22 protein-coding genes are annotated in these 19,757 nt (G+C 61.0%); 6 read left to right on the top strand and 16 right to left on the bottom strand.

What is annotated here, in order from left to right:
• On the top strand, positions 1–136 hold a 136-nt coding region (locus ABMC88_RS12090; protein WP_349577151.1), incomplete at its 5' end, for an IS3 family transposase.
• Here ABMC88_RS12090 and ABMC88_RS18535 read toward each other — a convergent pair.
• From ABMC88_RS18535 to ABMC88_RS12065, 6 genes are all read right to left on the bottom strand, one after another.
• Positions 133–384, bottom strand: coding sequence for a Hint domain-containing protein (locus ABMC88_RS18535; RefSeq protein ID WP_439655597.1), 252 nt, complete (start codon positions 382–384; stop codon positions 133–135). The two genes, ABMC88_RS12090 and ABMC88_RS18535, sit on opposite strands and share 4 nt — an antisense overlap.
• A complete protein-coding gene (locus ABMC88_RS12085) occupies positions 342–863 on the bottom strand; it encodes a hypothetical protein (protein ID WP_349577142.1) in 522 nt (173 codons plus the stop codon). Before ABMC88_RS12085 ends, ABMC88_RS18535 begins: the two co-directional genes overlap by 43 nt.
• Before the next feature lie 790 nt (positions 864–1,653).
• Complete coding sequence (locus ABMC88_RS12080) at positions 1,654–2,238, bottom strand: HNH endonuclease (RefSeq protein WP_349577141.1); 585 nt, start codon at positions 2,236–2,238, stop codon at positions 1,654–1,656.
• 139 nt (positions 2,239–2,377) lie between these two features.
• Complete coding sequence (locus ABMC88_RS12075; protein ID WP_349577140.1) at positions 2,378–3,043, bottom strand: alpha/beta hydrolase; 666 nt, start codon at positions 3,041–3,043, stop codon at positions 2,378–2,380.
• A complete protein-coding gene (locus ABMC88_RS12070; RefSeq protein ID WP_349577139.1) occupies positions 3,040–3,681 on the bottom strand; it encodes a DNA-3-methyladenine glycosylase family protein in 642 nt (213 codons plus the stop codon). Before ABMC88_RS12070 ends, ABMC88_RS12075 begins: the two co-directional genes overlap by 4 nt.
• A complete protein-coding gene (locus ABMC88_RS12065) occupies positions 3,663–4,403 on the bottom strand; it encodes a precorrin-6A/cobalt-precorrin-6A reductase (RefSeq protein WP_349577138.1) in 741 nt (246 codons plus the stop codon). Before ABMC88_RS12065 ends, ABMC88_RS12070 begins: the two co-directional genes overlap by 19 nt.
• A 110-nt stretch (positions 4,404–4,513) precedes the next feature.
• Here ABMC88_RS12065 and ABMC88_RS12060 point away from each other — a divergent pair, with 110 nt between their 5' ends.
• Positions 4,514–5,788, top strand: a complete 1,275-nt coding sequence (locus ABMC88_RS12060; protein WP_349577137.1) for an MFS transporter — start codon at positions 4,514–4,516, stop codon at positions 5,786–5,788.
• A 7-nt stretch (positions 5,789–5,795) separates the two neighbouring features.
• Here ABMC88_RS12060 and ABMC88_RS12055 read toward each other — a convergent pair whose 3' ends face one another.
• The 5 genes from ABMC88_RS12055 to cysS all read right to left on the bottom strand — a co-directional run bounded on the left by ABMC88_RS12055 (position 5,796) and on the right by cysS (position 11,484).
• A complete protein-coding gene (locus ABMC88_RS12055) occupies positions 5,796–6,554 on the bottom strand; it encodes a squalene/phytoene synthase family protein (protein WP_349577136.1) in 759 nt (252 codons plus the stop codon).
• On the bottom strand, positions 6,551–7,261 hold the full coding sequence (locus ABMC88_RS12050; RefSeq protein ID WP_349577135.1) for a class I SAM-dependent methyltransferase: 711 nt from the start codon (positions 7,259–7,261) through the stop codon (positions 6,551–6,553). The genes ABMC88_RS12055 and ABMC88_RS12050 overlap by 4 nt, the downstream gene beginning before the upstream one ends.
• A 7-nt stretch (positions 7,262–7,268) precedes the next feature.
• On the bottom strand, positions 7,269–8,246 hold the full coding sequence (locus ABMC88_RS12045) for an alpha/beta hydrolase (protein WP_349577134.1): 978 nt from the start codon (positions 8,244–8,246) through the stop codon (positions 7,269–7,271).
• A gap of 3 nt (positions 8,247–8,249) precedes the next feature.
• Positions 8,250–9,863, bottom strand: a complete 1,614-nt coding sequence (gene cimA, locus ABMC88_RS12040; RefSeq protein ID WP_349577133.1) for a citramalate synthase — start codon at positions 9,861–9,863, stop codon at positions 8,250–8,252.
• Positions 9,864–9,987: 124 nt separating this feature from the next.
• On the bottom strand, positions 9,988–11,484 hold the full coding sequence (gene cysS, locus ABMC88_RS12035) for a cysteine--tRNA ligase (protein ID WP_349577132.1): 1,497 nt from the start codon (positions 11,482–11,484) through the stop codon (positions 9,988–9,990).
• A gap of 232 nt (positions 11,485–11,716) precedes the next feature.
• Between cysS and ABMC88_RS12030 the strand changes: the two genes are divergently transcribed.
• Positions 11,717–12,886 (top strand): pyridoxal phosphate-dependent aminotransferase, encoded by a 1,170-nt coding sequence (locus tag ABMC88_RS12030; RefSeq protein ID WP_349577131.1) that lies wholly within the window; start codon positions 11,717–11,719, stop codon positions 12,884–12,886.
• A gap of 57 nt (positions 12,887–12,943) precedes the next feature.
• On the opposite strand, the gene ABMC88_RS12025 is transcribed toward ABMC88_RS12030, so the two are convergent.
• A complete protein-coding gene (locus ABMC88_RS12025) occupies positions 12,944–13,540 on the bottom strand; it encodes an outer membrane protein (RefSeq protein ID WP_349577130.1) in 597 nt (198 codons plus the stop codon).
• A 386-nt stretch (positions 13,541–13,926) separates the two neighbouring features.
• Here ABMC88_RS12025 and ABMC88_RS12020 point away from each other — a divergent pair, with 386 nt between their 5' ends.
• Entirely contained in the window at positions 13,927–15,465 is a 1,539-nt protein-coding gene (locus ABMC88_RS12020) for a trimethylamine methyltransferase family protein (RefSeq protein WP_349577129.1), read from the top strand.
• A 190-nt stretch (positions 15,466–15,655) separates the two neighbouring features.
• Here ABMC88_RS12020 and ABMC88_RS12015 read toward each other — a convergent pair whose 3' ends face one another.
• Positions 15,656–15,904: an EF-hand domain-containing protein gene (locus tag ABMC88_RS12015; RefSeq protein WP_349577128.1), complete on the bottom strand. Its 249-nt coding sequence runs from the start codon at positions 15,902–15,904 to the stop codon at positions 15,656–15,658.
• Between the two features lie 248 nt (positions 15,905–16,152).
• On the opposite strand from ABMC88_RS12015, the gene ABMC88_RS12010 reads away from it, so the two are divergent.
• The gene (locus tag ABMC88_RS12010) at positions 16,153–16,650 is read left to right on the top strand and encodes an RNA polymerase sigma factor (protein ID WP_349577127.1); all 498 of its coding nucleotides are present in this window, start codon (positions 16,153–16,155) and stop codon (positions 16,648–16,650) included.
• Positions 16,651–16,654: 4 nt separating this feature from the next.
• Here the strand turns inward: ABMC88_RS12010 and ABMC88_RS12005 are convergent, their stop codons facing one another.
• Genes ABMC88_RS12005 through ABMC88_RS11995 form a run of 3 tightly spaced genes read right to left on the bottom strand, consistent with a single transcriptional unit; the run spans position 16,655 to position 18,919 of the window.
• Positions 16,655–17,332, bottom strand: coding sequence for an HTTM domain-containing protein (locus ABMC88_RS12005; RefSeq protein WP_349577126.1), 678 nt, complete (start codon positions 17,330–17,332; stop codon positions 16,655–16,657).
• Positions 17,319–17,741, bottom strand: a complete 423-nt coding sequence (locus tag ABMC88_RS12000) for a hypothetical protein (protein WP_349577125.1) — start codon at positions 17,739–17,741, stop codon at positions 17,319–17,321. The genes ABMC88_RS12005 and ABMC88_RS12000 overlap by 14 nt, the downstream gene beginning before the upstream one ends.
• Before the next feature lie 35 nt (positions 17,742–17,776).
• Positions 17,777–18,919 (bottom strand): alpha-D-ribose 1-methylphosphonate 5-triphosphate diphosphatase, encoded by a 1,143-nt coding sequence (locus ABMC88_RS11995; protein ID WP_349577124.1) that lies wholly within the window; start codon positions 18,917–18,919, stop codon positions 17,777–17,779.
• A 48-nt stretch (positions 18,920–18,967) separates the two neighbouring features.
• Between ABMC88_RS11995 and ABMC88_RS11990 the strand changes: the two genes are divergently transcribed.
• Positions 18,968–19,642 carry a DUF1045 domain-containing protein gene (locus ABMC88_RS11990; protein ID WP_349577123.1) on the top strand — a complete coding sequence of 225 codons (675 nt, stop codon included), beginning with the start codon at positions 18,968–18,970 and terminating at the stop codon, positions 19,640–19,642.
• Positions 19,643–19,757 lie beyond the last annotated feature (115 nt).

Genomic DNA, 19,757 nt, shown 5'->3' with positions numbered 1-19,757 from the left:
GCGTCATCCTTGGGAGACAAGACGGAAAGCTGAGATGGCAATCTTTGAATACATCAATGGCTTCTACAATTCGCGCCGTCGCCACTCAGCACTAGGCTGGAAAAGCCCCGTCGCTTTCGAACGGAAGGTAGCTTAAACGAGCACTTGGGGCGGCACAAAAGCATGACAGGTCCACTTTGCTGGTATCAGCACCTCGGGATTGCCAAGCATCAGGTCCGCCTGTGTTGAGCACAAAAGCATCCGGTGATTAGGGGAAACCAAGAGTGGGCGGTGATTGCCGGTAGTTCCTGTTTCAAACAGAAATGGCGCGGTGTTGCTGGTAACGGTTACGCTTTTGGAGCCTACCCATTGGACCGGGCGATAGCCGTTGTCCAAAGTGAACACTTTGTCTCCTTTGACCAGACATTCAACAGGGACCTCGCCCCGTTGGTTTTGATCATTGCGCCCGCCACGAAACAATGCACGATTTCTTCGTCGACATTCCCCGCAGCACCTGATCGGGTATAGCTCTGCCCAACCACCAGCGGCACAGATGCCGCAGGAAGCGAATAGAGCGCCGTCGACGTCTGCCAGGCCCCAGCGACCCGTGGTACCAAATAATCGGCAGTCGGGGAGCCTGCTTCGATCCCGCGTGATCCGCCAAAGTAAAACGTATCGCCAATGTTCCATCCTGCTGGAGCGCCAATCCCAAGAGATTGGATTACCGGAGCTGCGTCTGTTTCGGTGGCCGGATTATCATCGCCTACACCAAGATTGTCGTCTGAATCAAAGACCGTCACTGTGAAGGAGCCGGTTATGGTAAAGTTGTTATTCCCGCTGCCGGTGATCGTGTACAGAGTATACGTGTATGTGCCACTGGGCATCTGACATCTCCAAAATCGGTACGAGCTCCGCACTTTCCTGGTGCCAATTCTGGCAAGATGCCTCAAAAAAAGTCGTTTTTCGGGTCAGATTCGGGTCAAATTGGACGCATTTTCTGCAGATATAAAGCGTTTTATTGAAAATTCCCCAAACGCGATTTGGTCCAAAACTCCCGCCCGCCCCTTTCCTCTCCGGGTCACGTAGCGCAAATCCATCGGCGCGCTAATGTTCTTTGTCGGTGAAGCCGCCTTGTTGACCTTTGAGCTACAGTCAAAAATCCTGAATTAACCTTTGAGCAAAAAGGAAAAAACGTTGCGGTAGGTGGTACTCGGCATAGACGCCATCATCATCGCAAACTCAACATCGAATTTTCCAGTTCCTGAAAACGAATATCTGCCAAAAAGTATTGGATCGACCAAAGAGGCCTCAGCGCTGCCATTCGCGGTTTATGCACATGAACTTTTATGATCAAGGTCCGTTTCTTTTGTAGCGATAGTCAGGCTTTGCACTCGCAGCGAAGGTCCGGAATCCGCCCTTGGTTTCGGATAAGGGCAGCTTCACATGCGACACCAAAGCGTTCCTCCAAACTCGGCGTGTATTTCAAACCTTAAAATAAACTGCATGTTACCGAGCTCACGCTAATTCCATAGCATGAGGAAAAAAGCCTGCCCAGAGACCGCCAAAACACCTTCAAATTATGACTTGGTGAATCCGATGCTTCCACTTCGGAAGCAAAACACCCGTTTTTGTGAGATTTATGGTTCCCTCTACAACAATGCAGCGGCCATCGCGCTACGCCTCAAGCTCGGCGTCCCAGTACAGGAAATCCATCCAGCTGTCGTGCAAATGATTGGGCGGGAATTTGCGGCCCAGATTGCGCAACTCTTCGGACGCGGGCTGGCGCGGGGGTTTGCGCAGGTTGAACCCTGTTTGATGCAACGAGCGTGATCCCTTGCGCAGGTTGCACGGGCTGCACGCCGCCACCACGTTTTGCCAGCTGGTCACACCGCCACTGGCCCGCGGCACGACATGGTCGAACGTCAGATCGCCCCGCGCCCCGCAGTACTGGCAGCGAAATTCGTCCCGCAAAAATAAATTAAAGCGCGTGAAGGCCACGCGCTTTTGAGGTTTCACATAATCTTTGAGCACGACCACAGACGGGATCCGAAGCGTCGTGGTGGGCGAATGAACACAGTCGTCATACTCCGCCACGATATCGACCCTGTCGAGGTATTTCGCCTTTACCGCATCCTGCCAAGACCACAGCGAGAGCGGATAATAGCTCAGCGGGCGGTAGTCCGCGTTCAACACCAGTGCGGGCTTGTGTTTCAGCCCCGCCGGACTTCGCGTAAATTCAACTCTAAAATCGCCGTCCATCCGTACGCCATCCCTTCGTTGTTATTCATGACTATATCTCGTGGTTTGAGGCTGGCAAGCCTGCATGTCGCACAAGATGTCGCATCTGGGATAGCGGGCGGTTGTAACGGTTATTTGACGGGCAGTTTGGCTCCCGCGCCTAAAGGCTCAGCTTGTCGCGCATAAATGCTAGCGCCACCGACAACCCGTCCGGGGCAATGCCGTGGCCTGTGCCTTTCATGATATGCGCAAATACGTCTTTCCAGCCCGCCTCTTGCAGCGCTTCGGCGGCTTCGGGCAAGGACTGAGGCGGCACAACATCGTCCTGATCGCCATGAATAAGCAGCACGGGCGGGCGCGAGACGACCTCATCGGCGAGCGTGTCTGGCGACAGCAAGCGGCCGGAGATGGCGACCACACCTGCAACTTCGTCCTCGCGGCGGGCGGCGACATGCAGGCTCATCATTGTGCCTTGGGAAAAGCCGAACAGCACGACCTGCTCGGGCAGAACGTCCTCATCCACCATCAGCGCGTCGAGATAGGCGTTGAGGTCCTCAACCGCCTGCGCCATGCCGCGCGCGCTTTCTTCTTCGCTGCTGCCGTCGATCCACGGGATCGGAAACCACTGGAACCCGTTGGGCATCCCCGCCACCATTTCGGGCGCATCGGGGGCCACGAACAACGTGTCGGGCAGATGCTCGCCCAGCGGATCGGCAAGGCCTAGCAGGTCCGCGCCATTGGCGCCGTAGCCGTGCAGGAACACCACAACCGAGCGGGTCTCGCCCGAGACAGGTTCGCGGCGCATGGAATTGAGTACTCGGGTCATGATAATCCTTCACGTTGCTTTGCATATCGGTAGTAGGTGAACAAAAGCCGCGCTGCAACTGCACGCCACGGCGACCAGTCGGCGGCCATCGCCTCCAGCTCTTTTGCGGTGGGGCGTGCGGGCAGATCAAACAGCATGCGGGCGGCTTCTTGCAAGGCCAGATCACCGGGGGCAAAGACATCGACGCGCCCCAGATTGAACATCGCATAGACCTGCGCGGTCCAGACCCCGATGCCTGAGACGGCTGTGAGTGTCGCGATCACCTCCGCGTCGCTCGCACTGCGTAACGCTACATAATCAATCCGCGCCTCGGCCAATGCGCGGGCGTATTTCAACTTCGGACGGCTGAGCCCCACGGCCCTGAGGTCATCGTCCGTGGCCGCCCGCACCGCCGCCGCGTCATCCAGCCCCGCCGCCTGCACCCTGCCCCAAATCGCCGCCGCAGACGCGACCGAGACTTGCTGGCTCACGATCTTGTTGAACAGCGCGCTGAATCCGTCAGGGGCAAGCCGCAGGGGCAGCGGGCCGATCTGCGCCAAAGCCGCGGCAAAGCGCGGATCATGCGCGGCCAACCACGCAGCCCCCCGTGCCACATCAGCATCGGTTTGAATGGGTGCCGTCAAAGCGCGTCCGCCCATTCCAGCGCGGTCTTGACCTGCGCGACTGTCGTGATCCCTTCGGGCGCGGGCGGTCGGTCGATCAGGACCACCTCAAGCCCAAGTGCGCTGGCCGCGTCCAGTTTCGGGCGGCTGGCTCTACCGCCCAGATTGCGGCAGATCAGCATATCAACGCCCAGCATCGCAAATAGCGCCTGCTCGTCCGAGGCACTGAAGGGCGGATCGCCAAAGACCAGCTTCACGAAAGGGTAAGGCGCGGGCCGTGCGTGCCGCCGCGTTTGGCGCAGCAGCAATTTTGCGCCATGGAAATCCTCAAAAGCGGGCAGACTCTCCCACCCTGTCGCGCAAAACACCCGCATCCCCGCACCGATCAACGCATTGGCAGCGGCGACATCGGGCACCGCGTGCCATGCGGGGTCTTCAATTTCCCACGCGGGGCGCTCTAGCCGCAGATAGGGCAGCCCCAGCGCATTGGCACAGGCAGCCGCCTGCACCGTGACGTGGCGGTCGAATGTGTGGCTGGCATCAAGGATCGCGGTAAAGCCGCCCTCCTCTACCGCCTCTTGCATCCGCGCTGCTGTCTCGAACCGCCGCAGCAGGGGCGTCTGCGCCATCTGCGCGTCGCCGCGCGGGGCCTCGGACAGCCACGCGGCATAGGACAGGCCCGCCGCACTCAGCCCCTCGCCCACGCGCCGCGCCTCGAAACTGCCAGCCAGCAGCAAGATATGTGGTCTCATCCCCATGCCCGCCAGCTTTAGCGGCCAGCGCAGCGGTTGCAAGCGCATAGCCCAAGGGGTTGCCCCGCCCCTGCCCGCACGGTAGCGATAGCGCCAAGCCACAAGGGAACCCCACCATGATCGACGACACCCGCGCCAAACGAAACGTAGCCGTTCTGGTCGCCGCCCAAGCGGTCCTTGGCGCGCAAATGCCGATGATCTTTCTGGTGGGCGGTCTGGCGGGGCAATCGCTGGCCGGCAATATCTGTTTTGCAACGCTGCCGATTTCCATGATCGTTCTGGGGTCCATGCTGTCGGCCACACCTGTATCTTCGATCATGCAGCGCTATGGCCGTCGGGCGGGTTTTTTCCTTGGGGCCGCGGGCGGTGCTGCGGGCGCGTTGATTGCGGCGTATGGCTTGTTTGTCTCGTCCTTCCCGATCTTTCTGGCGGGGTCGTTCCTCACGGGGATCTACATGTCTGCGCAAGGGTTCTACCGCTTTGCCGCCGCCGACACGGCCTCGGATGAATACCGCGCCAAGGCGATCTCTTATGTGATGGCGGGTGGCCTTGTCTCGGCGATCATCGGGCCGCAACTGGCCTCGGCCACGTCCCTCAGCCTCTCTGCCATTCCTTTTGTCGGCACCTATATTGCTGTGGCCGTGCTCAACATCGTGGGCTCGCTGCTGTTTTTCTTCATCGACATTCCAAAGCCCGCGCCCCCCGCCCAAGACGCGCCCAAGGGCCGCTCACGGATGGAGCTGATCCGCACACCGCGCATCGCTGTGGCGGTGATCTGTGCGATGGTGTCTTATGCGTTGATGAACCTTGTGATGACCTCGACCCCGCTGGCGGTGGTTGGCTGTGGCCTGACAGGTGCGACCCCGATGCCGCCCTTCTTTGCCGATATGTTCGCGGGTCAGGAAACATCGGCTGTGTTCAAGATCATCGCGGGCTTTGTGGTCACGGGGCATGTCCTTGCCATGTTCGCGCCCTCGTTCTTTACGGGCCACCTGATCAACCGTTTCGGGGTTGAGCGGATCATCGGCACGGGCATCTTCATCCTAGCACTGGCGGGGATTGTGGCGCTCAACGGTGTCGCGCTCGAGAACTTCTTTCTCGCGCTTGTGCTGCTGGGCATCGGCTGGAACTTTGGCTTTATCGGCGCGACGACCATGCTGGCAGGCGCGCACGCCCCCGAGGAACGCGGGCGGATGCAGGGCCTTAACGATCTGCTGGTCTTTGGCGGCGTGACCGTGGCCTCGCTCGCTTCTGGGGGGTTGATGAACTGCTCGGGTGGCGCGGCCGAGACTGGCTGGGCGGCGGTCAACTATGCGATGATCCCCTTTCTGATGCTGGCAGGTGGCGCGCTCTTGTGGCTTAGCCTGCGGGAACGCAACGCAGCGGCATAATGCGCTGCTACCAGCGGCCCGTCGCGGCACGCAGGGTAAAGGCCAGCCCCGTATCGGGCAAATCGCCCGCGACAACAGACTGTGGCGTTGAGACGGCGTGGCGCAAGGCAGGCTCCGCCGCGGTGGCCATCAGCAGAGCGGGCACGCAGCTGCGCGGCGGACGCGATCCACGGGCGGTTTTAAGCGCCTGCAAACCGCGCTGCGCCAAAGCGCTGACCCCCGCAGGGGTGCCATCCAGCAAGGGCACACGGCCCGCCTCCTCCAGCGCGGGAATGGCCCGCAGCCATGCGCCCACACCCGCAGCATATCCTGCCGAGCGCAAAGTCGCCTCCTCCGCCGGCCCCAGCAGCGACGCGGCGACGACCATCAGATGCCCTGCCGTCTGATCAAGGTATCGGTCCAGATCGGCCTCGTCCTCGAAAGGGTCGCGGTAAATGTCCCAACGGCGGGCCGCGACCAGCGTATCAAGCATCCGGGCTTGTTCGGGCGTGATGGTCCGCGCCAGAGGTGTCGCAACCTCGTGACGGCGCACAGGGCCACCATTGGCGATTTCCTCCAGGACATCGCGCCACCATTGCAGGCGCATCTCGGCTATCATCGCTTCTTGTGTGACCCAAGGGGCGCGGCTGGCCTCGACGTTGAAGGCGTATAAGACGAACAGCTTTGCGCGTGCTGCGACGGGGGCCATCATGGCGGTGCGAAAGCGCAGCGGGTCGCCCCGCTCGACGATGGCGGCGCAGGCGTTCAGGTCGTCGTCCCATGTCATTGCGGGGCAACCACGCTGAGCAGATACCCGAATTCATCGCGGTGGGCGCGCCAGCATGCGGCCTCTGCCTCGGCCTCGTCCAGCACTGCGTTCAGCGCCGCATCCGCGCCAGCGCGCAGCATCGCGATGCGCGCATCCAAAGGCGTGTAATAGGCTTCCCAAGCGGCGTCCCCCAAACGGCGCTGTCCGATCACCTTGTACCCCGCCGCAGCAATCTGCGCGTTTACGCCGGCCTCATCCGTCATCTGCGGATTCTCCCGCGCCCAAAACGTTTGCGCAGCCTCGGACCGATCCTGGGTGAACCAGCACGCTTGGGAAAAGGCAATCGCCCCTTGCGGCAACAATGCCTTGCGCCATGCCCGCAGCGCGGTCTCGACACCCATGAAATAGACCGCCCCCGCGCACCAGATCAGCTCATACCGGTTTGCGATGGTTGCCATGTCGGCCTTCAGCACCGTCACGCGGTCGTCGTCCTTCCACGCCTCGCGCACCTGTGCGACGAAATGCGGAACCTGATCAAGGGCGGTCACATGCGCCTGCGGCGCGGCCGCCAACAGCGCCGCAATATCCCCGCCAGAGCCACAGCCCGCATCCACAATCCGGGCGCGGTGCGGCAGGCTCAGCTGGGCCACAGCCCATGCCACATCCGCAGGCTCCCCCGGGCCTTCGCGGGGCAAATCGCGGTGCAGTTTGAAAAAATCGTCCATAGTGTACTCAGAACTCATCAAGGAACCCTTCGATAATGCCCCGCGTGCGCGGGTCGTTGACCACATCCAGATGGGTCGCGCCCAGCACCATGTCATAGCGCCCCTTGTCCGTCACCGCCCCCATCGTGGGCGCGTATTGCGACGAGACGAACGCCTCGTCCGCGCTGCCTGCGACCAAGACGAAAGGCGGCAGGGCCGCGACGTCGTCAAGGTAGTTGCCCCGCGGCGCGAAGGAGGTGTTCAGACGGTATGAATAGGCGGTGGTCGCCGTATCGCCCAATGGGCCGTCCAGCACGACCTTCGGCATATTGAACTGCACAATCGGCAAGTGGTTCAGCGCCTTGATCTGGAATGTGTTCAGAATGCTAAGCCCGATGATCCGCCGCAGCAGAACCGCGTTCCAGCCACCTGCGTTTTCGCGCATCGTGGGGGCGTTGTGGTGCAAAAACGGCGCCATCAGCACCGCCCCATCCAGCATGTCGCCATGCGCACCGCCCGCGAACCGGACAACCAGCCCACCACCCGAGCTGTGGCCCGCCATGATCACAGGCTGGTCAGGCTTGGCCACCGCGTTGATCAGATCGGCCAGATCATCCTCTAGCTGGCCGATGTAATCGACATCTCCGCGCCGGCCCGGTGCCGTGCCGTGGCCGCGCAGATCGGGCACAATCACATCAGCTTTGCCCGCTAATTCACTGGCAAGGCTATCAAATTGCAATCCATGCCACGCCGAGCCATGCACAATGACCAACAAAGGCACATTGTCCGCACCGCCGTAGGTCCGCACCTTCAACTCATACCCGTCACGCATTGCCACGCCTTGCAACGGCGCTGCTTCATCACGCCCGCTTTGCAGCTGCTGCGTGAAATCAAGCCCGCCTTCGCCCGCCATTTCCTTGGGGCTTTGCTTGTAGACCAGCACCAAAGCCACGATCAGCGTCAGCGCAATCGAGACTGCAATGATCTTGAGGATCTTGCTAACCATTTTCTACGACCTGTCCCGAATGAGTTTCCACCTGATCGCATCCAACAGCGCCTCGAATGAGGCGTCAACGATGTTCGCCGAGACGCCTACCGTGGACCAACGCCGCCCCTGCCCGTCTTCGCTGTCGATGATGACGCGGGTCACGGCCTCGGTGCCGCCTTGGGTGATGCGGACCTTGAAGTCCACCAACCGCCAATCCTCCAGCGCGCCCGAGTATTGGCCAAGATCCTTGACCAGTGCCTTGCTCAGCGCGTTGACGGGGCCGCGGTCGCCGCCCGTGTCGTCCATGCTCTCAGATACGGAGAGGTGTTTGGTGCCGTCCACTTTCACCACAACAACGGCCTCTGACAGGCTGATCATCTGGTCGTATTTGTTTTTGCGCCGCTCGACGGTGACACGGTAGCGTTTTACCTCAAACAGCGTCGGCATCTGGCCCAGCACCTTGCGGGCCAACAACTCGAAACTCGCCTGCGCGGTATCAAAGCTATAGCCCTCGGCCTCGCGGGCCTTCACCTCGTCAAGGATCAGCGCCAGCGCGGGATCGTCTTTGGCAACCTCTAGCCCCGCGTCAGCCAGACGGCGGCGCAGGTTGGATTGCCCTGCTTGGTTCGACATGGGGATGATGCGGGCGTTACCGACCACGGCGGGGTCGATATGCTCATACGTGCTGGGGTCTTTGAGGATCGCGCTGGCGTGCAGCCCCGCCTTATGCGCAAAGGCGGACGAGCCGACAAACCCCGCCTGTTTATGCGGCACACGGTTGAGGATTTCGTCCAGCATCCGCGAGGTCCGCGTAAGCGTGCCCAGCGCCGCATCGCTCACCCCCGTGTCATAGGTGCTGGCATAGGGTTCTTTGAGCTTCAGGATCGGGATGAGTGCGGTGAGATTGGCATTGCCGCAGCGCTCACCCAACCCGTTGAGCGTGCCTTGGATCTGCCGCGCGCCTGCGTCCACGGCAGCCAGCGTGCAGGCCACGGCGTTTTCGGTATCGTCATGGGTGTGGATGCCAAGACGCTCGCCCTCGATACCAGCGGCGATGACTTCGCGGGTGATCTGCGCGATTTCCGCAGGCAGCGTGCCGCCGTTGGTGTCGCACAGCACAACCCAGCGCGCACCATTGTCATAGGCGGCGCGGATCGCCTCCAAGGCATACTCGGAGTTGGCTTTGTAGCCGTCAAAGAAATGCTCTGCGTCAAACAACGCCTCGCGCCCTTGGGCCACCAGATGTGCGATGGATTGCGCGATGTTAGCGGTGTTTTCCTCTAGCGTGATGCCCAGCGCGGTGTGGACGTGGAACTCATGCGTTTTGCCGACCAGACAAACGCTGTCAGTGCCCGCGTTCAGGACGGCGGCCAGCACCTCGTCATTCTGGGCGGATTTGCCTGCGCGTTTGGTCATGCCGAAGGCGGTCATGCGGGCGGTGGTCTTGGGCGCCTCATCGAAAAAGGCGCTGTCGGTGGGGTTGGCCCCCGGCCAGCCGCCCTCGATATAATCCACGCCCAGCGCGTCCAGCGCGGTTGCGATCTGGCACTTTTCCTCGGTCGAGAATTGCACGCCTTGGGTCTGCTGCCCGTCGCGCAGGGTTGTGTCATAGAGAGAGAGGCGGGTTTTGGTCATTGGCTGGCCTCTACATCTGCTGCTTTCTTAGGTCGTGGCTTTTGCACGACCTGTCCCCGTCCGCCCCCACGGGCGGGGACAAGCCCCCCCCTCGGACGGGGACAGGTCTGTGTTCTGAGGCGCATCATTTGAGAGCCTCGAGCTTGGTTGGGTCGAAACCTGGCAAAAATTCAAACTTATAACTACCATCTTTGTTCTCACTTATCTGTACCCCAGCATCCTTCAGAGCATCTCGAATCTTATCAGCCTCCGCCCAAAGCTTTGCTTCTCTAAATTCCCATCGTTGTGACATTAGGTTTTTCACCAAGGCATCTGCCCTGCTATCCATCGGCGTTTTTTTGCCCCACGAATGCAGATCTTCAGGTAAGAGCGAAAGAAATTTCAAACCCGCCCTTAATTGCCCAATGTCTTTTTGCTCAAAGTCAATTCCTTGTGCGGAATAGTGAAGCTCAGTAATAGCTTTAGGCGTGTTTAGATCGTCAGCTAGAGCGTCAACAAAACTATCACTCAGTTTACCCTCTGGAACGTTCTCAACCAATAAATACCATTTCCGCAGTGTCTTCTCCGCCTCCTCCCGCTTCTTCTCTGTCCAGTCCATCGGCTTCCTGTAATGCGTCGATAGCATCACAAAGCGGATCACCTCTCCGGGCACGCCTTGGTCCAGCAGATCCCGCACGGTAAAGAAGTTGCCCAGCGACTTGGACATCTTCTTGCCCTCTACCTGCAACATCTCGTTGTGCAGCCAGTAGTTGGCAGACGCCTCGGCCCCGTCGCAGGCTTTGCATTGCGCCAGCTCGTTCTCATGGTGCGGGAACAGAAGGTCCAACCCACCGCCATGAATGTCAAAAGATTTGCCCAGCAACTGACGTGCCATAGCGGAGCATTCGATATGCCACCCCGGACGCCCGAACCCCCATGGGCTTTCCCACCCCGGCTGCTCGATCGTGGAGGGTTTCCACAGAACGGAATCCATCGGGTTGCGTTTGCCTTCACCAACTTCGGCACGCGAGCCTGCGATCATATCCTCGACAGAACGGCCCGACAGGTCTCCATACCCGACCTGATCTTTATGCTCCTGCATATCATCGACTGAGAGGAACGCGTGTTCGGGCATCTTTGTGCTATCGGTATAGACATAATGCGCTTTTGAGTTGTGGCCCACGGTGGCGGGTACAGCATAGGCAAAACCCTTCTCGATCAGCTCGGAGATCATATCCTGCATCTGGCCGATAAATTGGGTGGCCCGCGGCGCGTGATTGGGGCGCAGCGCGCCTACGGCGTCCATGTCAGCGTGATACCATTCAATCGTTTCTTCGGTCCGCTGGGCAATCAGCTCTTCCAGCGTGCCTTTTGCCCCCTCTTCCTTGCGCGCAAGAGCGGTCGCGTTGATCTTATCGTCCACATCCGTGAAATTGCGCACATAGGTCACTTTGTCGGCGCCATAAACATGCCGCAGCAAGCGGAACAGCACATCGAAAACGATCACGGGCCGCGCATTGCCCAGATGGGCGCGGTCGTACACGGTGGGACCGCACACATACATCCGCACGTTCTTAGGATCGATCGGCACAAATTCCTCGCGTTTGCGGGTCTTTGTGTTGTGCAGTTTCAACGTGGTCATGGCAAATATCCTATCAGCGCGGAATGCGCGGGACATGGCACAGTTTCAAATGGAAGAAAACAACGTGATCACGGCCCGCGAGAGAAGTCTCAGCAGGTAATCGTACAGCACATAATGGCGGTCAGCATTGTCATGCAGCATGGGTAGCCCAGCGCAGGCCTCTGGGTCAAGTCTGATTGACAAGGACCGCCTGCTCTGCGCCCTTGGGCGACAACGGCACAGGAGACACAACATGCAAGCTTCATCACGGATCGAAAACATTCTGGGCGGCGGCTCTGACGGGTGGGAAGTCTTTGCCCGTGCGCGGGATATGATCGCCGCAGGCACCCCCGTGACGGAGTTGACCATAGGCGAGCATGACATCCGCACCGCCGCCCCCATCTTGCAAGACATGCACCGTGCGGCGGTGGCGGGGCATACGGGCTATGCCTCTATCCCCGGTATTCCAGAATTGCGCGATGCGATTGCTGCGCGTGTCTCGCGCCAGACAGGCGTGCCTACCACCCGCGATAACATCATGATCACACCGGGCGGGCAATCTGCGCTGTTTGCCAGCCATATGGCCGTGATCGACCCCGGTGATACGGCGCTTTATATTGATCCCTTCTATGCCACCTACCCCGGCACCCTGCGCGGGGCCTCTGCCACGCCTGTCGCGATCAAGGCGCGGGCGGGCGATGCGTTCCAGCCGCGCGCCGCAGACATCGCGGCCCATGCGGCGGGGGCGAAATCCTTGCTGGTCAACTCTCCCAACAATCCCACTGGCGTTGTTTATACCCGCGACACGCTGGAAGGCATCGCGCAGGTTTGCCGCGACCATGATCTATGGCTGATCTCGGACGAGGTGTACGACACCCAAGTCTGGGAGGGCGATCACATCTCGCCCCGCGCATTGGAAGGGATGGCAGAGCGCACGCTGGTTGTGGGCTCTATGTCGAAAAGCCATGCGATGACGGGATCGCGTATCGGATGGGTTGTGGGGCCCGCGCAGATCATCGCCCATCTCATCAACCTTGCCACGCATACTACCTACGGCGTCCCGGGCTACATTCAGGAGGCAGCCCTGTTTGCGCTGGAACTGGGTGCTGACTTCGAGGCCGAGATCGCAGAGCCGTTCCGCCGCCGCCGCACCATCGCGCTCGATATTCTGTCGCGCCAGAACACCGTTAACGCGGTGCCGAACGGCGGGGCGATGTATATGATGCTCGACATCTCGGCCACGGGGCTGAGCGGGGATGCCTTTGCCCACGCCCTGCTGGAGAAGCACCACATCGCCACCATGCCGGGCGAGAGCTTCGGCGCTGCGGCGGCGGGGCATCTGCGCGTGGCGATGACGATCGAGGATGCAGGTTTTGCTGCGGCGATGCAGACCCTGTGCGATTTCGCAAAAAGCCTTACCTAGAACGCATAATGCGCCCCGCGTTTCAGCGGGGCGCATATGTCAGCTATCAGAAGCGATTTAGAAGTTGTACGATGCGCGCAGGTTGAATGTGGTTGCATCCGCATCCACGCCCGAGCCTCCAATATCGTCAAAGCGGTGCTCCAGCACTTCGCCGCCTACGGTAAAGCTATCGTTCACCTGATACGCTACACCCGCACCGATGAACGACCCCGTGTCGTCACCAATGCTTGTCTGCAAGTGCGCAGCACCGGCTGTCGCGTATACCAACGTGCGGCCAAAGTCATAACCACCGCGCAGTTTCAGCCGTGTCACGCTGTCAACGTCAGCAGCACCGTTCAGGTCGATGTCCGCTTTGTCGTATTCAAGCTCCGCACCCACAACGTAACGGCCAAAGTCATAGTCGTACCCTGCGTGCAAACCGTACGTTGTGTCGTCGCCGTCGGCGTCACCTGAACCGTTAATGTCGCCGTACCCGAGGTTGAGACCGCCATAAAAACCGTTCCAGTCACCGCCCAAGCCTGTATCGGTATAGACCGGCACGGCGACAGGCGCCGGCTCGACTGCAACCTCGTTCAGGTTACCAGCCATCGCGGTGCCCGCCATTAAAGTTGCGGAAAGGACTGCTGCGCTGCGTGCAAAGTTAAAACCACTCATTGTTTTCTCCTTAAAGAGTACTCTGTTTCTCGGACAATCATTCGTCCGTTGGGAAGGTAACGCTGCCGTGCAGCATTGGTTCCACAGCTGTCTGCGGGTTGCACAATTACATCGATCACAAAAACGAGAGATGCCGGAAAGGGCACCGCTGCTGCGTAATCCAGTAATCAAATATCGCGCCAAGGTCGCAAACGGGACAGATCAGTCGCTGCAACCTTTCCAAAGTTCAGGGGGTAAGGGAGCCGCATTATGCAACAACCAGCTTGCACCGCGATACTTGTGATCCGCACGATCGGGGCGGTGCGCGGGCGTGCGGCGCGCGGGGCACCACGGGCAGCAACGATAGGCCCCCCCTCCCCCTGACCCTTACCCGAAAGACGACTGTCATGAATGCTCAAACTTCCTCACGCTCCGGTGGCCGCGCGGCCCGCCGTGCTGCCCGCTCTGCTGCCCTGCCCGACAATCTGCGCCCCGTGCGTGCGGGCCTTGAAGGCGGGGGTTACGCGCCGCTGACAGAGGCCGAAGTTCTAAAAATCCACCACGCCGCGCTGGAGGCGCTGGCCACCATCGGCCTCGCGGACGCGCCCGCATCAGGGGTTGCCTACCTCACAGGCGCAGGGGCCATTCAGGGCGATGACGGCCGCATCCGCTTTCCCGCCTCGGTGGTCGAGGACGCGCTGGCCAAAGCAAACCGCAGCCTGATCCTGCACAGCCGCGATGCGGCGCACGATCTGGACCTGTCGGGCAACCGCGTGCATTACGGCACCGCAGGGGCGGCCGTGCATCTGGTGGATATTGACGGGCAAAACTACCGCGAAAGCACCATCGCCGACCTGCATAACGCAGCCAAAATCGTGGATGTGCTGGACAACGTGCATTTCTGCCAGCGCCCCATGGTGGCCCGCGACATCCCAGACACCGAAGAAATGGAGGTCAACTCGGTCTATGCCTGCGTATCAGGCACCACGAAACACGTCGGCACCTCGTTTTCCGAAGCCTCGATCGTCGCCCCCGCAATCGAGATGCTGCACATGATCGCAGGCGGAGAAGACAAATGGCGCGAACGCCCCTTCGTTTCCAACTCCAACTGCTTTGTCGTGCCGCCCATGAAATTCGCCACCGAAAGCTGCGAGGTGATGGAGGAATGCATCCGCTACGGTATGCCCGTCCTGTTGTTGTCGGCGGGCATGGCGGGGGCCACCGCCCCCTCGACAGTCGCGGGGGCCATCGTGCAGGCCGTGGCGGAGTGCCTCGCGGGGCTTGTCTATGTCCAAGCGGTCAAACCCGGCCACCCTGCGGTCTTCGGCACATGGCCCTTCGGCCTTGATCTGCGCACAGGCGCGATGACAGGCGGCTCTGGTGAACAGGCGCTTCTGACTGCGGGCTGCGCGCAGATGCACGCCTTCTACGACCTGCCGGGCGGGGCCGCCGCAGGCATCGCCGACAGCAAGCTCCCCGATATGCAGGCGGGTTGGGAGACGATGTGCTCTAACGTGATGGCGGGGCTGTCAGGCTGCAACATGATTTACGAGGCCGCGGGGATGCATGCCTCGCTGCTGGGCTTCTGCCTCGAAAGCCTGATCCTGGGCGATGATGTCATCGGACAGGCCCTGCGCTGCGTGCGCGGGATCGAGGTCACGGATGAAACCCTCGCCCTCGACCAGATCGCCGAGGTCTGTCTGGGCGGGCCGGGTCACTACCTTGGCACCAGTGCAACGCTCAGCCGTATGCAAAGCGATCACTGCTATCCCACCTATGGCAACCGCATGTCGCCCAAAGAATGGGTCGAAAAAGACAAACCCGACCTGCTGGCCAGCGCCACCACCCGAAAAGAACAGATCCTCGCCGCCCCCTCCGCCGCCGCACTGGATCCCGTCACAGATCGGGCCATCCGCGAGAAATTTACTATCCACCTAAAAACCTGACCACGAAACACCGCCCCCATTTTTTCTGGCCAAAAATACTCAATCCCGCACGTACAAACGCGCGTAGCATCGGCGACAATCAAATGACGGCCCTACAAACACATCACAGGCCCGGACCCTGGGGGGCATCCGGGCCTGTGACCCTTTGTACGCCCTGCTGCCACAGTCGCGCACAAATACGTGTCAGGGCTTAACCGCTGGGCATCAGGCCCGCTTCTTGCGCTGCCTTCACCTCGGCGTCTTCCAACATGCCATCCCCGTTCAGATCAACCGTGGTGAACTGATCCTCCGTCATATCGGGAAAGACCGCCTGCACTTCAGCAAGGCTCAGCATCCCGTCGCCGTCCGCATCCGCATCGACTGCCGATTGCCCCATGGCAAAGGCGGGTACGCAAAGTGCGGTTGCGGCAATGGCTGCAAATGTTTTCATATGTGTCATTTGGTGTCTCCACTTCATTGAGTTGGCGTCAGGGAGCCGGTGTGGCGCCCTCATACTGCTAGAGCCGCATTTCCCGCTCCGCGTCCCTGCCCCCTTCCCGCCACGCGGTCCCCCGCCGATCAGGGCGCAGCCGATGCGCGCAAGATCGCCGAAAAAGCCCCCCTCACGGCGATCGGCGGAAACTCCCGCTCTGGTTGCGCACGCGAAATGCGTCATGGTGCGGGCAAAGCAACAAGCCAGAGGTAGATATGCAGATATTCGACACGCCCCGCACACTTGATGCCCTGACCAAAAAGCTGCGCACCCGCGCACGGCGCTTGGGGGCTGGACCAACTGATGCCGAAGATATGGTGCAGGAAACGTTTCTGCGCCTGCTGCAACGCATGGCCCGCAGCCCGGTGTCAGAACCCCACCACTACGCGATGATCATCCTGCACAATATTGCCCGCCGCAAATGGCGCACCCACAAGGACACGGACGAACTCGACGAAAACAGCGCCACCACGCAACCTGTGGCAGAGGGGCGTCTGGCCGTTGATGCACTACACCGCGCAATCCACAGTCTGCCCGCGGATCAGGCGCAAATCATGGCGCTGGTGCTGGAGGGAGAGCAAAGCCCCAAAGCAATCGCCAAACAGCTGCACCTGCCCGAAGGCACCGTCATGTCGCGCCTTGCCCGTGCACGGGCACGGCTGCGCGACCAGATCGGGCTGGACGCATACGCCCCTGTGACCGAATTGTTGTAGCGTGCTAGAACACCCGCCCCTGAAACCAGATCAACGCAGGATAGGCCGCCGCCCACGCCCAGACAAACCGGTTCAGACCAAAAAGCGCTGCATTGGCCAAATGAAACCCCGCAGCCAGCACCAGCGCCGCCAACAGCGCCGGCGTCCATAGCAAGCTCAGCGGGAAGGCCAGCTCAAACCCGATCACCGCCCAAGATGCCCCGCGCATAAGACGCGGAAAGGCGGCAAGCCCGCGCAAACGCTTGCTCACCGGATAAGCCGAGAAATCAAACACGTCGCGCAGCGCATGGCCTGCTCGCCATTCGGCATTTGCGATCTTGACCTGACCCGAGATGAAATACGACAGCACAACCTGAACCGCCAGATAGCCAAGGGCAAGTTCTTGCCCCAACCCTTGAGGCAGCAAATGCGCGGCGGTCAGACAATACAGCACCAAAAGCCCCATCTTGTCGCTGCCGCCATTATAAGGCCCGCCAAAGTGGCGCAGCACAAACAGGCTGTGGATGCAAAGCACGCCCAGAACCACAGGCGCAGACCCACCCCAGATCAGAGCCACAGCCAGCACAGCACGTAGTCCAAACAAGGCCCGTGCGCCTGTGGCCATATGCTCGGCCGCGCCTTGCAAGAGCGCGAGCCCCAGCAAAACCTCCGTCGCCCGCATCGCGTCCTCAAGCCCGATCATCCGCGCCCCCCGCAGCGAAGAGTGCGGAGACGAAGACGACGTCCTCGATGAGCGTGCCGTCCAAGCGCTGCACGAACACCAGCCGAAACCGCAGGGCTGCGCCCGAAGGCACCGCCACCTCCCGTGCGACCCGCTGTGCGATCTGCGCCTCCGCCTGCGCCGTTGGGGCCAGATGCAACCGCTCGGCACAGCTTACGACAAACAGCGTGTCGTTCCACGCAGGGTTCCAGAACAGACGCCGCAGCATGGCCACAGCAGAGACATGCGCAGGACGCGGACGGAACGCGTGCCACTGCGCAGGCTGCGCCCCCTCCAGCGCCCATTGCACCCTCGGGGATGGCTCAACGGTTTGAAAAAATCGCCATGACGGCAAAAGAATGGGCAGCAAAAGCCCCAGCGTTCTGAACATCGCGACAGCGTAGCCGCATTGTAGTTAACCAAAGGTTAGACGCGCTGCCCCGCGCACCAAGTCTCGCGCAGGATCGCAGTGCCTTCATGCACGCCAAAGCGGATCAGATCGGCCCGCAGCCCCGCAGCCAATCGGCCACGGTCCGTCAGCCCCACGGCCTGCGCAGGGTGTGCCGTTACCGTGGCCATGCCGCGTGCCACATCGCCCCACATCCGGCCCAACTGCACCGCCGCCATCAACAGCCCCGCAGGCACATAATCGGACGACAGGATATCCAGACGGTCACGCTGCGCCAGCTCTGCCGCCGCGACATTGCCCGAATGCGATGCCCCTCGGACAAGGTTCGGCACGCCCATGATGGTGGCGATCCCGTGGGCATGGCAGGCGTCGGCGGCTGCGACTGTCGTGGGGAACTCGGCCAGAGTGACTCCGTTTGCATGGCTCGCCGCGACCTGCGCGGGCGTGGTATCATCGTGGCTGGCCAGCACAGCTCCTAACCGACGGGCCGCTTCTATTGTCGCCTTGACGTGTCGCACGCCCAGCCTGTCCTGCAAACCATAAAGAAAATCCACATAGTCCCTGAACTGCGCATCGGTGAACTTCCGTTTGCCGCGAATATAGGTCTCGAATTTGGCCATATCCGTGAATTGCCGCTGCCCGGGCGTGTGATCCATCATCGAGACAATCCCGATGTCATCGCCTGCGTCGAACTCTGCAAACTCCTCAATCAACGTTTCCGAGCATGTCTCGGCACGCAGGTGAATACGGTGGGTGATGCGCAGCACCCCCAGATCACGCATGGCGCGGATTTCATCGACCATCCGACGCGCATATTGACCATAGCCCGCGTTGGCATGGCTAAGGATGGATCCGACGCGGATCGCATCGAACACGGTGGTAATGCCCGTGCCTGCCAATTCGCGGTCATGGGCCAGAATGGCAGCACGGTAGGGCCAGATCACTTTGGCACGCGGCTCAAGGTGCCGTTCCAGATTGTCGGTATGCACTTCGACCAACCCCGGTGCGAGGTAATCCCCCTCCATATCCCGTGCGCCACGCGGGACGGCCCTGCCGATGCTTATATCCTCTATCACGCCGCCGCGCATGCACAGCGCGCCGTGGATGACTTCGTTCTCCAAAATCAGCTTGGCATTGGCAAAGATTATCTGTTCAGTCACGGCAGCGCCTCGCAGCGTGGAATTCGGGTTCGGGGGCGATGAGGCCAGATGTTCAAACGATATGCAATCTTTCATACACCGCACGGCGCCTTTGCAGATTGGGGCGCTACTTGGCTGGGATGGGACAGTGCGGGCGGCAGGGCCGTGCCGCATGGCGAGGTCGCCGGCCTCGACGTTGCGGCCCTGACAGCCAGACCGCGCAAATACGGGCTGCACGGCACGCTCAAAGCGCCCTTTCGCCTTGCGGATGGTGCGACACAGGCTGACTTGCGTGCGGCCGTCGCCGCGTTTGCCAAGGCACGGCCCCCCGTGCCCATCGGCCCGCTGTCGGTCGTGCATCAAAACGGTTTTGTCGCGCTGCGGCCTGCCCCACCGCAACCCCGACTGAGCGATTTCGCAAGCGATACCGTCCGTGAGCTGGACCGTTTTCGCGCGCCCCTGACCGAGGATGACATCGCCCGCCGCCGCAAATCACGGCTTAGCCCCCGTCAGGATGCGCAGATGCTGGAATGGGGGTATCCCTTTGTTTTTGAAGACTTCCACTTTCACCTCACCCTGACGGGCCGCGTCAGCGCCGATCACGCCCCCCCGATCATCGCGCATCTGTCAGCGGCGCTTTTACCCATTGTGCCTGCCCCCTACGCCGTTGATACGGTGTCGTTGATGGGCGAAGATGCGCAGGGACTGTTTCACCTGCTCGACCGCTTTGATCTGGCAGGGTGAACGGGCCTGCGAAACGGCCGCCGCCCCAATTGGCGCAGGTTCGCCGACCGCCCCCTACCCGCTGCGCGGGCAGACATCGGGTTTTACGCCCCGCGTGGTTGGGGTAAGGAGGGAC

This window comes from Sulfitobacter aquimarinus (genome assembly GCF_040149565.1).
Taxonomy (GTDB): Bacteria; Pseudomonadota; Alphaproteobacteria; order Rhodobacterales; family Rhodobacteraceae; genus Sulfitobacter; species Sulfitobacter aquimarinus.
Note: the sequence above shows the minus strand (reverse complement) of the source record. Positions and strands in the feature narration are given on the sequence as shown.

Excerpts from the sequence above, each read along its gene's own strand:
- ABMC88_RS12050 (WP_349577135.1), bottom strand. The coding sequence starts at position 7,261 with ATGGACGATTTTTTCAAACTGCACCGCGATTTGCCCCGCGAAGGCCCG.
- ABMC88_RS12045 (WP_349577134.1), bottom strand. The coding sequence starts at position 8,246 with ATGGTTAGCAAGATCCTCAAGATCATTGCAGTCTCGATTGCGCTGACG.
- ABMC88_RS12085 (WP_349577142.1), bottom strand. The coding sequence starts at position 863 with ATGCCCAGTGGCACATACACGTATACTCTGTACACGATCACCGGCAGC.
- ABMC88_RS12080 (WP_349577141.1), bottom strand. The coding sequence starts at position 2,238 with ATGGACGGCGATTTTAGAGTTGAATTTACGCGAAGTCCGGCGGGGCTG.
- ABMC88_RS12010 (WP_349577127.1), top strand. The coding sequence starts at position 16,153 with ATGCAGATATTCGACACGCCCCGCACACTTGATGCCCTGACCAAAAAG.
- ABMC88_RS12025 (WP_349577130.1), bottom strand. The coding sequence starts at position 13,540 with ATGAGTGGTTTTAACTTTGCACGCAGCGCAGCAGTCCTTTCCGCAACT.
- ABMC88_RS12075 (WP_349577140.1), bottom strand. The coding sequence starts at position 3,043 with ATGACCCGAGTACTCAATTCCATGCGCCGCGAACCTGTCTCGGGCGAG.
- ABMC88_RS12070 (WP_349577139.1), bottom strand. The coding sequence starts at position 3,681 with ATGGGCGGACGCGCTTTGACGGCACCCATTCAAACCGATGCTGATGTG.
- ABMC88_RS12015 (WP_349577128.1), bottom strand. The coding sequence starts at position 15,904 with ATGACACATATGAAAACATTTGCAGCCATTGCCGCAACCGCACTTTGC.
- ABMC88_RS12005 (WP_349577126.1), bottom strand. The coding sequence starts at position 17,332 with ATGATCGGGCTTGAGGACGCGATGCGGGCGACGGAGGTTTTGCTGGGG.
- ABMC88_RS12065 (WP_349577138.1), bottom strand. The coding sequence starts at position 4,403 with ATGGGGATGAGACCACATATCTTGCTGCTGGCTGGCAGTTTCGAGGCG.
- cysS (WP_349577132.1), bottom strand. The coding sequence starts at position 11,484 with ATGACCACGTTGAAACTGCACAACACAAAGACCCGCAAACGCGAGGAA.
- ABMC88_RS12020 (WP_349577129.1), top strand. The coding sequence starts at position 13,927 with ATGAATGCTCAAACTTCCTCACGCTCCGGTGGCCGCGCGGCCCGCCGT.
- ABMC88_RS12030 (WP_349577131.1), top strand. The coding sequence starts at position 11,717 with ATGCAAGCTTCATCACGGATCGAAAACATTCTGGGCGGCGGCTCTGAC.
- ABMC88_RS12060 (WP_349577137.1), top strand. The coding sequence starts at position 4,514 with ATGATCGACGACACCCGCGCCAAACGAAACGTAGCCGTTCTGGTCGCC.
- cimA (WP_349577133.1), bottom strand. The coding sequence starts at position 9,863 with ATGACCAAAACCCGCCTCTCTCTCTATGACACAACCCTGCGCGACGGG.
- ABMC88_RS12000 (WP_349577125.1), bottom strand. The coding sequence starts at position 17,741 with ATGTTCAGAACGCTGGGGCTTTTGCTGCCCATTCTTTTGCCGTCATGG.
- ABMC88_RS12055 (WP_349577136.1), bottom strand. The coding sequence starts at position 6,554 with ATGACATGGGACGACGACCTGAACGCCTGCGCCGCCATCGTCGAGCGG.
- ABMC88_RS11990 (WP_349577123.1), top strand. The coding sequence starts at position 18,968 with ATGTTCAAACGATATGCAATCTTTCATACACCGCACGGCGCCTTTGCA.